This window comes from Rhizobium sp. 57MFTsu3.2 (assembly GCF_012932765.1).
Classification (GTDB): domain Bacteria; phylum Pseudomonadota; class Alphaproteobacteria; order Rhizobiales; family Rhizobiaceae; genus Rhizobium; species Rhizobium altiplani.
Genome location: NZ_JDWI01000002.1, coordinates 152,867 through 165,625, shown reverse-complemented (window position 1 = coordinate 165,625; position 12,759 = coordinate 152,867). Strand labels below are relative to the sequence as shown.

Sequence of the window (12,759 nt, the reverse complement as noted above, 5' to 3'; positions counted from 1 at the left end):
TGGGCGACCGCAGCAATGCGATATGGCTATGACTGCAATGGAATTCCTGCCAGTCCTCGTCATGGTCGCCGGAGTTGCTCTGGTGACGGGAGCAACGCTTTTTGTCTCGTCACTGCTGCGGCCATCCAATCCCTATCCTGCAAAGAACGTAGCCTATGAATGCGGCATGGACCCGGCCGGCGAGGCCGCCGGCGGCCGTTTCAGGGTGCAGTTCTTCATGCTGGCGATCCTGCTGGTGGTCTTCGACGTCGAGACGATGTTTCTCTTTCCCTGGGCCGTCGTCCTGAAGGACATCGGTCTGGTCGGCTATGTCGAGATGTTCGTGTTCATGTTGCTGCTGATCGTGGGTTTCGCCTACGCCTGGCTGAAGGGAGCGCTGGAATGGGAGGCGTAGGCGATGCGATCCGCGACAGCGTGCTGTTCACGACTGCCGACAGCATCATCGGCTGGAGCCGACGCTCGGCGCTGTGGCCAGAAACCTTCGGCATTGCCTGCTGCGCCATCGAGATGATCTCGGCAGGATGCGCGCGTTACGACCTCGACCGGTTCGGCGTGGTGTTCCGGCCTTCGCCGCGCCAATCCGACGTGATGATCATCGCCGGGACCGTGACCCGGAAATTCGCTCCCGTCGTGCGCCGGCTTTATGACCAGATGCCGGAGCCGCGCTGGGTGATCGCGATGGGCACCTGCGCGATCTCGGGGGGGGTCTACAATACCTATGCGGTGGTGCAGGGATCGGAAACCTTCGTGCCGGTGGACGTGCATGTCCCCGGCTGCCCGCCTCGACCCGAGGCGCTGATGCACGGCTTCCTGCTGCTTCAGGAGAAGATCAAGAAATCCCGCGCGCTGGCCGGGACGCCTCTCGATCGGATTGCAGCCTCATGAGCGTCAAGTCGTCTTTCAATCCCGCTCTGGTCATCGAACATTTCAACGCCGCAATCGAGGATCTCGGCGCCAGGCACGGCATTCATGCCTTTGCCGTTCCACCGGAAATGATCGTTGAGTTCTGCCGATTTCTGAAACAGCACCCGGCGCTGCAGTTCAATTTCCTGTCCGATATCTGCGGCGTCGATCATTACCCCGAGCTGCCACGCTATGAGGCCGTGTACCACCTCTATTCGCTGGAGAACAAATGGCGCGTGCGCATCAAATGCCGCCTTGGTGATCCGCCCAGCGTCCCGTCGGTGACGGGCATCTGGCGGACGGCCAATTGGCATGAGCGCGAAGCCTGGGACATGTACGGCATCAAGTTCGAGGGCCATCCCGATCTGCGCCGGATCTACATGTGGGAAGGCTTCGAGGGCTTTCCCCAGCGCAAGGATTTCCCCTTGAGGGGCTACAAGGACAAACTGAATCCCTTCGGTGCCGAAGGTCCGCCGCCGACGCAGCCGGACATCGCCACCAGGGACATCCCATAAGGAGGCCGTTCTACGCCGGAGGGTTGAGATGACCGAAGTCACCGAGCTCAGCAGGCCGCAAGGCGAAGCGCTCCACACCAAGGAAGTGCTTCTCAATCTCGGCCCGCAGCACCCCAGCACTCACGGGGTGCTCCGGCTCGTTCTCGAACTGGACGGCGAGTATGTCGAGCGCGTGGACCCGCATATCGGCTACCTCCATCGCGGCACGGAAAAGCTCGCCGAGAGCTTCACCTACACCCAGATTTTCCCGCTCACGGACCGGCTCGACTATCTCTGTCCGCCGTCGAACAACCTGGCCTTCGCGCTGGCGGTGGAGAAGCTCCTCGGCATCGAAGCGCCGATCCGCGCTCAGTATATCCGCGTGATGATGGCAGAACTGGCAAGGATTTCCGGTCATCTCCTGATCACGGGTGCGCTGCCAATGGATCTCGGTGCAATGACTGCGCTGCTCTACGTCATGCGTGAGCGCGAAATGATCATGGACTTGCTGGAGATGATTACCGGTGCGCGCATGCACACGTCCTTTTGCAGGGTTGGCGGAGTGCGCGAGGATCTGCCCGACGGCTTCCTGCCCAAGATCAGGGAGTTCTGCGACATCTTCCCGAACCGGATCCGCGACTATGAGCGATTGCTCGAAGATAACAGGGTCTTTCTCAAGCGCACGAAGGGGATCGGCGTGATCTCCGGCGAGGATGCGATCGATCTTGGTCTGAGTGGCCCGAACCTGCGGGCCTCAGGTGTCGACTGGGATATCCGCCGCGACGAGCCCTACGAGATTTATGAAAGGCTCGCCTTCAACGTCATTACCCGCAACGAGGGCGATTGCTATGCGCGCTGGCGGTGCCGCGTTGACGAGATGCGCGAAAGCATCGCGATCATCGAACAATGCCTCGAGCAGATGCCGGACGGGCCATTCCAGATCGACATGCCGACGATCGCGTTCCCCGTGGACAAGGAACGCGTGCATTGTTCGATGGAGGCCCTGATCCAGCATTTCGACCTGTCGGCCTACGGCTTTGACGTACCCAGGGGCGAGGTCTATTCGGCGATCGAGGCGCCAAAGGGTGAATTGGGCTTCTACATTATCAGCGATGGGTCGCCGAAACCGTTCCGCATGAAAGTGCGCGCCCCGTCCTTCGTCAATCTGCAGGGGCTCTTCGGGGTGACCAACGCACACTACCTGGCCGACATGATAGCCGTGCTGGGTAGCCTCGACCCGGTGATGGCGGAGGTGGACAAGTAACTGGAGATCTGGATGCAATGAGCATGCGCGAAAAAATAGAAGCAGCGGCAGCGCGGTATCCGAACCAGCGCTCAGCGATCATGCCCGCGCTTCTGATCGCGCAGAAAGAACATGGTTATCTGCCAGGCCCCGTGCTCGAGGAGGTCGCCGACATCCTCGGCGTCGAGCGGATCTGGGTTTACGAGCTGGCGACCTTTTACACGCTCTTCCATACCGAACCGGTTGGCCTGTTCCACCTGCAGCTCTGTGACAATGTTTCCTGCATGCTGTGCGGCTCGGAGAACCTGCTGAAACATCTCGAAACGGTGCTGCAGATCAAAAAGGGAGAAACGACCCCGGACGGGCTGTTCACGCTTTCGACCGTTGAATGCCTCGGGGCCTGCGAGATGGCTCCAGTAATGCAGGTTGGCGACGACTACCATGGCAAGCTGGATGACGTGCGGGTGAATCAACTGCTCGACAGTCTTCGGGCAGGAGTGTCGCGAGCGGCAGGCATTGAGCCCGCTTCGGCGCGGCCGCCGGGAGAGTAAAGCCATGTTCGAGCCGGTTCTCCTCAAGAACGTCAACGTGCAGGATGGTCATTTGTTGTCGACCTATGAAGCCGGCGGCGGCTACCAGGCGCTGAAGAAGGCGCTGCGCGAGCACGCCCCCGACGAGGTCATCGACCTCGTCAAGGAGGCAAACCTGCGAGGTCGCGGCGGTGCCGGTTTCCCGACGGGGATGAAATGGAGCTTCGTCCCGAAGCAAACAGGCAAGCCGAAATATCTCTGCTGCAACGCCGACGAGGGCGAGCCCGGTACCTTCAAGGACCGCATCATCATGGAGCGCGACCCACACCAGCTCGTGGAGGGGTTGGCGGTGAGCGCATACGCAATTGGCGCCAAGACCGCTTATGTCTACGTTCGCGGAGAGTATGTGACAGCGATCCGTCGCCTGGAGCAGGCGATCGCCGAGGCCCACGATAAAGGCTACCTCGGGCGGAAAATCCTGGGCACCGATTTCGATTTCACCGTGCATATTCATTGCGGTGCTGGCGCCTATATTTGCGGCGAGGAGACCGCGATGCTCGACTCGCTCGAGGGTAAACGCGCCCAGCCTCGCCTGAAACCGCCGTTTCCGGCAGTCGAGGGGCTATATGCCAGCCCCACGGTGATCAACAATGTCGAGACGCTTGCATGCGTGCCGCATATCGTGATGCGTGGCTCGAGGTGGTTTCGGGAGATCGGACCGGACAAGAGCCCCGGCCCGAAGCTATATTGCGTCAGCGGACAGGTGTTGAAACCCGGTCTCTATGAGTTGCCGATGGGCATACCGCTGCGGGAACTCGTCGAGAGCCACGCCGGCGGCCCGTTGCCGGGACGCAGGATCAAGGCGGTGATCCCGGGCGGGGTCTCGGCGCCGGTCATACCGGAGAGCGGGCTTGATGTTGGGATGGATTTTGACTCGCTTGCTGCCGCCGGCTCGATGCTCGGCTCGGCCGGCGTGATCGTGATCGATGATGCGACCTGCATGGTCAAGGTCGCCACACGGATCGTCGAGTTCTTCCATCACGAATCCTGCGGCAAATGCACCCCATGCCGCGAAGGGCTGGACTGGGCGGTGAAAGTACTGCGCCGGGTCGAGGCGGGGCAGGGTGAGCCCGGTGATCTGGAGCAGTTGGACGCCCTGTGCAAAGGAATTTTCGGAAATACGTTCTGCGCGCTGGGTGACGGCGCGGCGATGGGACTGCGGGCTGCGCTCAAGCATTTCCGCGACGAGTTCGACGTCCATATCAAGGAGCACAGGTGCCCGTACCACTAGGGTGCATCGGGAGAAGACCGCGAGGAAGCCATGGTTCGCGTCACGATCAATGACCAGACACTGGACGTGGAGGCCGGGTCTACGGTGCTGCAGGCGGCTCAGGGTCTGGGTATCGACATCCCGACTTTCTGCTATATGAAGCGGCTGCCGCCGCTGGCCTCGTGCCGGATGTGCCTGATCGAAATCGAAGGACAGCGCAAGCTGCAGCCGTCCTGCGCCACCGCGGTCACAGACGGCATGGTCGTGCGAACGAACACGCCGCTGATTGACGAAACACGTTCGTCCATGCTCGACATGCTGCTCGCCAATCACCCCCTCGACTGCCCCATCTGCGACAAGGGCGGCGAGTGTGAACTGCAGAACCAGGTGATGGCCTATGGGCCACGCGAAAGCCGTTTCCGCGATGCCAAACGCGTGTTCCATTCCGAAGATATCCGTCTGAGCCCCGTCGTCATCATGAATGTCAATCGCTGTATCCAGTGCCAGCGGTGCGTGCGGATGTGCGAGGAGGTGGTCGGCGCGGTCGCCTTGGGCACGGTCGAGAAAGGCATGGATACTGCCGTAACCGGGTTTGAGGGCAGTCTCGCGAGCTGCGACCAATGCGGCAATTGCATCGAAGTCTGCCCGGTCGGTGCGCTGATGAGCTTCCCCTATCGTTACAAGGCGCGGCCCTGGGATCTGGCCGAAACCGACACCATCTGCCCGCATTGCGGTACCGGCTGCCAGCTGACAGTTGGCACGCGCAAGGGCGAGTTCATGCGCGTGCGTTCAAAATGGGACCAGGGGGTCAACCGCGAAACGCTCTGCGTGCGCGGGCGCTTTGGCCTCGATTTTGTCACAAGCCCGGAGAGGATCAGGCGACCGATGGTCCGCCGTGATGGCGCCCTTGTCGCAGTTTCCTGGGAAGAGGCCGGGGACCACCTGAAACGGCGCCTTTCGGCGGTGGAAGGAAAGGCCGCAGGCGGGCTTGCCTCGCCACGCCTTCCAAACGAGACGCTTTATCAATTCCAGAAAATGATGCGCACGGTCTTCCGGACCAACAACATGGACTGTTCCTCGCGCTGGTCGACACCCTACGATCCGCTCGCTGCGTTGGTCACCGGCCACTACAGCCGCGCGCCGCTGGCGGACGTGATCGGCAACGATTGCGTGCTTGTCATCGGTGGTAACCCGACCGAGGAAAACCCGGTCACCGAATACCTCCTGCGGGACGCTGCGCGGCGGCGACAGACCGGATTGTTCATGCTTTCGGCCCGGCCATCCCGTCTGGACGCCGATGCCAGGGCGGTCGTGCGTGTGTCACCGGGCGGTGAGGGGCCAGGTCTCGCTGGGGTGGTGGCTGGGATCATGGCGGCGGCTGATGCGAACCTGCTGGGCGCCGTTCCCGCGAACCTCGGCGGATCGCCGGCGGCCATTGGCGATGAGGTATCTCGTCTGGTGCGGGCATTGCTCAACGCGCAGAGCGTCACACTGCTTGTCAGCGCCGAGCTCCTGAGGTCGTCGACAGCACGTGACACACTGCAGCAACTCTCAAACCTTATGCAGCTTGTCCGCCTGCTTGGCAAAAGACTGGCGATGCAGTTTCTCTTCGACCGCGCCAACCAGCTTGGAGCCTGGGATATGGGCGTGCTGCCGGCAACTCTGCCGGGGCTGCGCCCGGTCGCTGACGATCAGACACACACAACACTCGAACGGAGCTGGGGCAGTGAGATACCGTCCGAGCCCGGCTCGGATTTCGACGGGATGCTCGGCCTCTGCGACAAGGGGCAGATGGGCGCGCTCTATATTGCCGGAAGCGACCCGCTTGGGTCCTATCCCGACCGTGCGTACGTACAGCAGGCCCTTCGTGCCGCCGAGCTCCTGATCGTGCAGGATGCGTTTCTCACCGAGACTGTCGGCATGGCCGAGGTGGTGCTGCCGGCCGCGAGTTACGGCGAGGAGCCCGGGACCTTCACCAACAATGAGGGCCGGCTCCAAAAGGTCTGCAAGTTCCATGAACCCGTCGGCGAGGCACGCGGCAATCTGGAGATCTTCGACTTCGTCGCGGCACTTCGTGGCCACTCACTGCGACCATCGATCCAACGCGAGATTTTCGACGAGATTGCCAGGCTGGTTCCTGCCTACGACGGCTTGAACTGGGACGGCCTTGGCGCAGACGGAGCGTTCACCAAAGGGGGACTTGCGCCACCGGCTGGCGGGTTCTTCGCCCCGGCGCCTGCTTCCGCTCAATCCGACCGTCTCATGCTGGTCACCGGCAACTGCCTGTTCCACAATGGATATCTTTCCGAACGCTCGGAAATCCTGAATACGGTCGCAGATGACCCCTATGTCGAGATGGGCGCACAGGATGCCGAGGAGTTGGACCTTTCCGATGGCGATCAGCTTGTCGTGCGCTCAGCCCAAGGCGAGCTGACTGCAAAGCTCAAGGTCAACAGGCGCTTCCCGAAGAACCTTGTGTTCGTTCCTGAAAACTACAGCGCGTTGCGCCTCAACAGCCTGATGCAGCGGGGCGAATACCCGTGTCCGGTGGAGGTTCGAAAGGCGCGGGTGGCCAATGGAACCGCAGCCGCCGTCCTCGCACCTGACCCCGAAGACAACGCCCAGGGCAGGACCGGTGGCCGCCTCTAGCCCTGGCGTGCCTTGTCAATGATAGCTGACCCCGCAGATGTAATCCTGCAGATCCTGCTCCGTGCGCATCGCTTCCTCTAGCCTGTACTTGACCACGTCGCCGATGCTGACGATGCCGGCGATGTTGTCGCCTTCCATGACGAGCACATGGCGCGTACGCCGCTCGGTCATGATCGCCATCACGAGAGGCAGTAAATCGTCTGTGGAGCAGGTCGCCACACGCTGGCTCATGATCTCGCTGACGCGCATGGCGGGTGCTTGGGTGCCATATTTGGCGACGGCATTGCAGCAGTCCCGCTCCGACACCGTTCCCAGGCATTCCCCCGGGTAACGGGCGACGATAACGAAGCCGATGTTGTTTTCTCGAAACAACCTCAGGACCTCCACCATCGTGTGGTTGGGTGTAACCGAGACGATCTCGGGAGACTTGCTGTTCAAGATCTGGCGCACATGCATGTGGGCCTCCTCTCTGCGCGCTTTGCCTTGACGGCTGGCGCATTTTCACGTTCGTCGGATATTACGCCACCAATTGTACCCCTGCCGCCCGCCGGTCTCGACCAGGACCTTCGGTTCGACACTGAGGCGCGCAGCCACCACGCTGCCGCCAGTCGCTGCCTTGCCCGGCTTGGCAAGCAGATCGTCACGCCCGATCACAAGCTCGCGCGAAGAGAAGCTGGAGAATTCGTATTGCTGGCCAAGCGCGATCGCGTCTGCTGGACAGGCATCCTCGCACAGGCCGCAGAAGAGGCACCGTGCCGTATCGATCTCGAATTTCGCCGGATGACGCTTGCCCTTCTCATCCTCGTAGGGGACGACTTCGATGCAGTCGCATGGACAAATGCGCGCGCAGAGTTCGCAGGCCACGCACTTGATCTCACCCTCTTCGTCACGCTTCAGGAAGTGATGCCCACGGTAGCGTGAATAGGGAAGCCATTTCTCCTTGTCCGGGTACTGCATGGTTACCGGTTTGGAAAACATGTAACCGAAGGTCAGAGCCAAAGCCTTCGCCAGGTCGGCGAAGAACGCCCAGCCGATCCATGTGCCAATTCTGTCCTGCGCGTGCGACATCGCTGCCTCACTACCGAGCCGCTCTGGCCCCTAAAGGAAGACAAGACCAGTGATAATTATGTTCGCCATCGAGAGAGGAAGCAAGACTTTCCATCCGATCGCCATCAGCTGGTCGTAGCGGTAGCGTGGGAAGGTGAAACGGAACCAGATGAACATATAGACGAAGAATGCGACCTTGAGCGCGAACCACAGGAGCGGTGGCAAGGGGATGAGCGCGCCGTTCCAGCCGCCAAAGAAAAGGATCACCGCCAGGACCGACACCAAAAGGACGATGGCATATTCGCTCACCATGAACAACGCAAACCGGATACCGCTGTATTCGGTATGGAACCCGGCACCGAGATCGCCTTCCGCTTCCGCCAGGTCGAAAGGAATGCGCTGGGCTTCGGCCAGGCCGGCGACAAAAAACACGAAGAAGCCGATCGGCTGGTAAACGATGTTCCACACATCGGCCTGCGCACGCACGATTTCCAACAGGCTCATGGATTGCGCCAGCATGACCACGCCGATCACCGCGAACCCCATCGGGATCTCGTAGCTGATCATCTGCGCGCAAGTCCTGAGGCTGCCGAGGACGGCGTATTTGCTGTTGGCCGCCCAGCCACCGAAGATAACGCCATAGACCTCGATCCCAAGCACCGCGAAGACGAAGAGAAGCGCGACATTCATGTCGGAGACATAGAGGGAAATCTCGTTGCCGAGCACCGAGACGGATTCGCCGAAGGGGATCGCGACGAAGACGACAAAGGGCGGAGCAAGCGCCAGGATGGGAGCCATTTTGAACAGCAAGCGATCGGCCTCGGCGGGAATGTGGTCCTCCTTGGTCAGAAGCTTGATTCCGTCCGCCATAGGCTGCAGCAGCCCATGCCACCCAACCCGCATCGGCCCCATCCGCTGCTGCATGTGTCCGGCGATCTTGCGTTCCAGCCAGGTGAGAGGCAGAGGCAGCAGCAGCAGCATCGCAATAAGCAACGCGACCTTGAAGACGATCAATCCGGTGGCGAGTACGAGTTCCATAGTCCGCGGCTGCTTGTTCACGGGTTGAAACACATGGCCGGTTTTTATCTCCGGCTATTCATTGCGTACTCTGCACCTGTCAGGTCGCAGATACAACTGCGACGCAGTCCATGCGGTTGCGCCCATGATCTTGTCGCTGCCTCACAGCTGCTGTCGCAGGCATTCGATGCTTCGGCGACAGCCCGTCGGGGACCCGCGCTCGCGCTTGAAATTCGTCGATGCTTTCAAACGTCCAGGATCGCCTTGATGACGCCCGCCTCGGGACGGGCCCATTCCACCAGCAGGGCCGCGCCATCTTCCAGGCGTCCCCGATGCGTATTGAGGGCACGGGTCGGCACCTTGCCGGCCTCGATCTGGCGCACGACCTCGGCAAAGTCGTCCGGCTGGGCATTGCGGCTGGCCAGAAGCGTCGCCTCACGCTTGTGGAATTCGGGGTCGGAGAAGGTGATGTCTTGCCGTACGACGGAGAGCAGCACATAGCGCGCGCCGTGGGCGAGGAAGCCGAAACCCCGCTCGATGGGGCCGGCACTCCCGGTCGCGTCGACCACCACATCGAAACCGTCGCCGCCGGTCAGGCGGTTCGCTTCCGCCTCGGCGGAGGCATCGGCGAGCATTGCAGCGTCAGCGCCGAGCCGGTCTGTGGCAAAGGCGAGCCGGTCGGCGCGCGTGTCCATGACAGTCACATGCGCTCCGCGCGTCTTGGCGAAAATGATTGCCGACATGCCGATCGGACCGGATCCGGTAACGAGCACGCGGTCGGCGGCGTTGATCGCGCCGCGCTTGACGCCGTGCGCGCCAATCGCCAGGAATTCGATCATCGCCGCATCTTCAAGCGCGATACCGCCCGTCGGCACCACGTTGGCCTCGGGCACCGAAACATATTCGGCCATGCCGCCGTCGCAGTGCACGCCCAGCACGCGGATCGACTGGCAGGCATTCGTCAGCCCCTTCCGGCAGGCATGACATGTACCGCAGGAGAGATAGGGCACGATATAGACGTGTTCGCCCGTCTTGAGACGGCTGCCCTCAGGGGCTTCCTCGACCGTACCGGAAAGTTCGTGGCCCATGACGCGCGGGTATTCGAGAAAGGGGTGCTTGCCGGCGAAGATGTGAAAATCGGTCCCGCAGATGCCGACATGGCGGATGCGCACGAGAACCTCGCCAGCGCCGCGTGCCGGTGCCGGACGGGAGACAAGCGAAAGACGGCCGGGTTCTTCGCAGAGAAGCGCTTTCATGAAGTTCATCCTGATTGTCTGAAGGTTTGGACGGCACCACAGAGCCGCCGGGCATATCGATAAGGTCCTTACGCCTCATCATCAGTCGGCAGCCCGACCGGACGAGGGAGGTGCATGGGCGACCGTGGGTCGGCCGCCCCGCTGTCCGCTTACGGTTTCGGCATTTCCGCCGGCAGGTCGACGTTGTTGTACTTCTTGTAGATCTCGTTCAGCTTTCCGTTGGCGAGATCGGTCTTGACCCAGTCGTTGACCGCCGCCTTCAGCGCATCGTCGCCCTTGCGCAGGCCAACGGCATAGGGATTGACCTTGAGCACGAACTTGACCTCGAGCGGGTCGTTCGTCCGGCGCTCGTTGACGGCATTCATGATCTGCGGAGCGGAGATCATGATATTGTTCTGGTCGGAGACGAGTGCGGTGACGAGGGTCGCGTCGTCGTCATAACGCACGATGTTGGCTCCCGTCGCCTGGCTTGTGGCTACCTTGTCGTTGGTCGTACCGCGGGTTGTTGCGACATCCTTGCCCACCAGTTCTTCCAACCCCTTGATCTCAAGGCCCTTCGGAGCAGCTGCGATGACCTGGATGACGCCGTGCGGATCGGCGAAATCGATCACCTTCTTGCGTTCCTCACTGATGGAGAGCGAAGCGACGACCACGTCGGCCTTGTTTGTGAGCAGGAAGGGAATGCGGTTCGGGCTGGTCACCTCGATGATTTCGAGCTTCACGCCGAGATGATCGGCGAGCAGCTTTGCACTTTCCACCTCGGAGCCGGTCGGCTGCATGTTGGCATCCTGCATGCCGAAGGGCGGTGAGCCGAGGTCGATGGCGGCGCGCAGCGTGCCGCGTGCCTTGATGTCGTCAAGCGTATCGGCGATGGCGATTGCCGGGACGGCACCGAAGAGAGCGAGCGCCAAGGCGCTGGTCATCAGGGTTCTGCGTTTCATCATTTAATCTCCTCCTTGAGACATTTCGATCGAATTAGAGGCCGTTGCTCAGGAACTCGCTTAGTTCCTTGGTCTGCGGATTATCCAGCATCGCGCCGGGGCCCGTTTCCCAGACCTTGCCCTGGTGCATGAAGATCACCTTGCTCGCCACCTTGCGGGCGAAGGCCATTTCGTGGGTGACGAGGATCATGCTCATGCCCGCGCGGGCGAGATCCTCCATGACGCGAAGAACCTCGCCGGTGAGCTGCGGGTCGAGTGCCGAGGTCACCTCATCGAAGAGCATCAGCTTCGGTTGCATGGCGAGCGAACGGGCGATGGCGACGCGCTGCTGCTGGCCGCCGGAAAGTTGCTCGGGGTAATTGTCGGCCTTCTCCAGGAGGCCGACCTTCGCCAGCACCTGCTCGGCAAGCGCGCGCGCTTCAGCCTTGCCCATGTTCTTCACGCAGGAGGGCGCGAGCATGATGTTTTGTGCCACTGTCAGATGCGGGAAGAGGTTATAGCTCTGAAAGACGATGCCGACATCGCGACGCAGCGCCCGCCGATCGAGTGCAGCGTCGTGGACCTTGTGGCCGCAAACGAGGATCTCACCGCTGTCGATGGTCTCGAGTGCGTTGATACAGCGTAGCGCAGTCGACTTGCCTGAGCCCGAAGCACCGATCACCGCGATCACTTCGCTGGCGCCGATATCGAAACTGACCCCCTTCAGGACCTTCACGGCCCCGAAGCTTTTGTGCACGTTGCTGAGGCTAACGACGGCCGACATTGAGTTTCCTTTCAAGGCTGCGGCTCCAGGCCGAGAGCGGGTAGCAGATGGCGAAGTAGAAGGCGGCGACGACGATGAACACCGTGAAAGGCTCAAAGATCGTGTTGTTGACAAGCTTGCCGGCCTGGGCGAGCTCGACGAAGCCGACAACCGAGGCCAGCGAGGTGTTCTTGACGATCTGCACGAGGAAGCCGACGGTCGGCGCCGTGGCGATGCGCATGGCCTGCGGAAGGATCACCCGGGTCATGCGTTGCCAGCGGCTGAGCGCCAGGCATTCGGCCGCCTCCCACTGGGTCTTCGGCACAGATTCCAGGCAGCCGCGCCAGATTTCCGCAAGGAAGGCAGAAGAGTAGATGACAAGGCCAAGGCCGGCGGCGACAATGGCCGGCAGGCTATCGAGGCCGATGACGGCAAGGCCGAAATAGAAGAGGAAGAGCGTGACGAGCAGCGGTGTGCCCTGCACGATCTGGATATAGCCGCTGGCAAGTCGCCGCAGCAGCGGGCTTGGCGAAATCCGGGCGAGCGCCATGGAAAAGCCCAGGACGGAACCCCCGATGAAGCCGATTGCTGAAAGACCGATGGTCCAGAGCGCCCCGACGGCGATGAATTCGATGTGGACGGGCGTGAGCGACATGTCCTGTTCCTC

14 protein-coding genes are annotated in these 12,759 nt (G+C 61.6%); 7 read left to right on the top strand and 7 right to left on the bottom strand.

Features of this window, described 5'->3' with window-relative positions:
* Nucleotides 1–28: 28 nt before the first annotated feature.
* From AF71_RS03310 to nuoG, 7 genes are read left to right on the top strand one after another with little or no spacing between them, the layout of a single operon-like run.
* On the top strand, nt 29–394 hold the full coding sequence (locus tag AF71_RS03310; RefSeq protein ID WP_025658427.1) for an NADH-quinone oxidoreductase subunit A: 366 nt from the start codon (nt 29–31) through the stop codon (nt 392–394).
* The gene (locus AF71_RS03305; protein WP_025658428.1) at nt 382–885 is read left to right on the top strand and encodes an NADH-quinone oxidoreductase subunit B; all 504 of its coding nucleotides are present in this window, start codon (nt 382–384) and stop codon (nt 883–885) included. Before AF71_RS03310 ends, AF71_RS03305 begins: the two co-directional genes overlap by 13 nt.
* Nucleotides 882–1,418, top strand: a complete 537-nt coding sequence (locus AF71_RS03300) for an NADH-quinone oxidoreductase subunit C (RefSeq protein ID WP_169679906.1) — start codon at nt 882–884, stop codon at nt 1,416–1,418. The genes AF71_RS03305 and AF71_RS03300 overlap by 4 nt, the downstream gene beginning before the upstream one ends.
* A gap of 28 nt (nt 1,419–1,446) precedes the next feature.
* On the top strand, nt 1,447–2,661 hold the full coding sequence (gene nuoD / locus AF71_RS03295; protein ID WP_169679904.1) for an NADH dehydrogenase (quinone) subunit D: 1,215 nt from the start codon (nt 1,447–1,449) through the stop codon (nt 2,659–2,661).
* A 17-nt stretch (nt 2,662–2,678) separates the two neighbouring features.
* On the top strand, nt 2,679–3,191 hold the full coding sequence (gene nuoE, locus AF71_RS03290) for an NADH-quinone oxidoreductase subunit NuoE (protein ID WP_169679902.1): 513 nt from the start codon (nt 2,679–2,681) through the stop codon (nt 3,189–3,191).
* Nucleotides 3,192–3,195: 4 nt separating this feature from the next.
* Nucleotides 3,196–4,461, top strand: a complete 1,266-nt coding sequence (gene nuoF, locus AF71_RS03285) for an NADH-quinone oxidoreductase subunit NuoF (protein ID WP_169679900.1) — start codon at nt 3,196–3,198, stop codon at nt 4,459–4,461.
* A 30-nt stretch (nt 4,462–4,491) separates the two neighbouring features.
* Nucleotides 4,492–7,089 (top strand): NADH-quinone oxidoreductase subunit NuoG, encoded by a 2,598-nt coding sequence (nuoG, locus tag AF71_RS03280; RefSeq protein ID WP_169679898.1) that lies wholly within the window; start codon nt 4,492–4,494, stop codon nt 7,087–7,089.
* A gap of 15 nt (nt 7,090–7,104) precedes the next feature.
* Here nuoG and AF71_RS03275 read toward each other — a convergent pair whose 3' ends face one another.
* The 7 genes from AF71_RS03275 to AF71_RS03245 form a co-directional block, all read right to left on the bottom strand.
* Nucleotides 7,105–7,545 (bottom strand): CBS domain-containing protein, encoded by a 441-nt coding sequence (locus AF71_RS03275; RefSeq protein WP_025658436.1) that lies wholly within the window; start codon nt 7,543–7,545, stop codon nt 7,105–7,107.
* A gap of 45 nt (nt 7,546–7,590) precedes the next feature.
* On the bottom strand, nt 7,591–8,157 hold the full coding sequence (locus AF71_RS03270; RefSeq protein ID WP_025658437.1) for an NADH-quinone oxidoreductase subunit I: 567 nt from the start codon (nt 8,155–8,157) through the stop codon (nt 7,591–7,593).
* Between the two features lie 30 nt (nt 8,158–8,187).
* Complete coding sequence (gene nuoH, locus AF71_RS03265) at nt 8,188–9,174, bottom strand: NADH-quinone oxidoreductase subunit NuoH (RefSeq protein WP_025658438.1); 987 nt, start codon at nt 9,172–9,174, stop codon at nt 8,188–8,190.
* A 224-nt stretch (nt 9,175–9,398) separates the two neighbouring features.
* Nucleotides 9,399–10,409: a zinc-binding alcohol dehydrogenase family protein gene (locus AF71_RS03260; protein WP_169679896.1), complete on the bottom strand. Its 1,011-nt coding sequence runs from the start codon at nt 10,407–10,409 to the stop codon at nt 9,399–9,401.
* A gap of 149 nt (nt 10,410–10,558) precedes the next feature.
* Complete coding sequence (locus AF71_RS03255; protein ID WP_348644104.1) at nt 10,559–11,350, bottom strand: transporter substrate-binding domain-containing protein; 792 nt, start codon at nt 11,348–11,350, stop codon at nt 10,559–10,561.
* A 34-nt stretch (nt 11,351–11,384) separates the two neighbouring features.
* A complete protein-coding gene (locus AF71_RS03250) occupies nt 11,385–12,113 on the bottom strand; it encodes an amino acid ABC transporter ATP-binding protein (RefSeq protein WP_018855564.1) in 729 nt (242 codons plus the stop codon).
* Nucleotides 12,097–12,747: an amino acid ABC transporter permease gene (locus AF71_RS03245; protein ID WP_169679892.1), complete on the bottom strand. Its 651-nt coding sequence runs from the start codon at nt 12,745–12,747 to the stop codon at nt 12,097–12,099. The genes AF71_RS03250 and AF71_RS03245 overlap by 17 nt, the downstream gene beginning before the upstream one ends.
* Nucleotides 12,748–12,759 lie beyond the last annotated feature (12 nt).

Coding starts and splice junctions, on each gene's coding strand:
- nuoE (WP_169679902.1), top strand. CDS start 2,679: ATGAGCATGCGCGAAAAAATAGAAGCAGCGGCAGCGCGGTATCCGAAC.
- AF71_RS03310 (WP_025658427.1), top strand. CDS start 29: ATGACTGCAATGGAATTCCTGCCAGTCCTCGTCATGGTCGCCGGAGTT.
- AF71_RS03250 (WP_018855564.1), bottom strand. CDS start 12,113: ATGTCGGCCGTCGTTAGCCTCAGCAACGTGCACAAAAGCTTCGGGGCC.
- nuoG (WP_169679898.1), top strand. CDS start 4,492: ATGGTTCGCGTCACGATCAATGACCAGACACTGGACGTGGAGGCCGGG.
- nuoD (WP_169679904.1), top strand. CDS start 1,447: ATGACCGAAGTCACCGAGCTCAGCAGGCCGCAAGGCGAAGCGCTCCAC.
- nuoH (WP_025658438.1), bottom strand. CDS start 9,174: ATGGAACTCGTACTCGCCACCGGATTGATCGTCTTCAAGGTCGCGTTG.
- nuoF (WP_169679900.1), top strand. CDS start 3,196: ATGTTCGAGCCGGTTCTCCTCAAGAACGTCAACGTGCAGGATGGTCAT.
- AF71_RS03300 (WP_169679906.1), top strand. CDS start 882: ATGAGCGTCAAGTCGTCTTTCAATCCCGCTCTGGTCATCGAACATTTC.
- AF71_RS03260 (WP_169679896.1), bottom strand. CDS start 10,409: ATGAAAGCGCTTCTCTGCGAAGAACCCGGCCGTCTTTCGCTTGTCTCC.
- AF71_RS03255 (WP_348644104.1), bottom strand. CDS start 11,350: ATGAAACGCAGAACCCTGATGACCAGCGCCTTGGCGCTCGCTCTCTTC.
- AF71_RS03245 (WP_169679892.1), bottom strand. CDS start 12,747: ATGTCGCTCACGCCCGTCCACATCGAATTCATCGCCGTCGGGGCGCTC.
- AF71_RS03275 (WP_025658436.1), bottom strand. CDS start 7,545: ATGCATGTGCGCCAGATCTTGAACAGCAAGTCTCCCGAGATCGTCTCG.
- AF71_RS03270 (WP_025658437.1), bottom strand. CDS start 8,157: ATGTCGCACGCGCAGGACAGAATTGGCACATGGATCGGCTGGGCGTTC.
- AF71_RS03305 (WP_025658428.1), top strand. CDS start 382: ATGGGAGGCGTAGGCGATGCGATCCGCGACAGCGTGCTGTTCACGACT.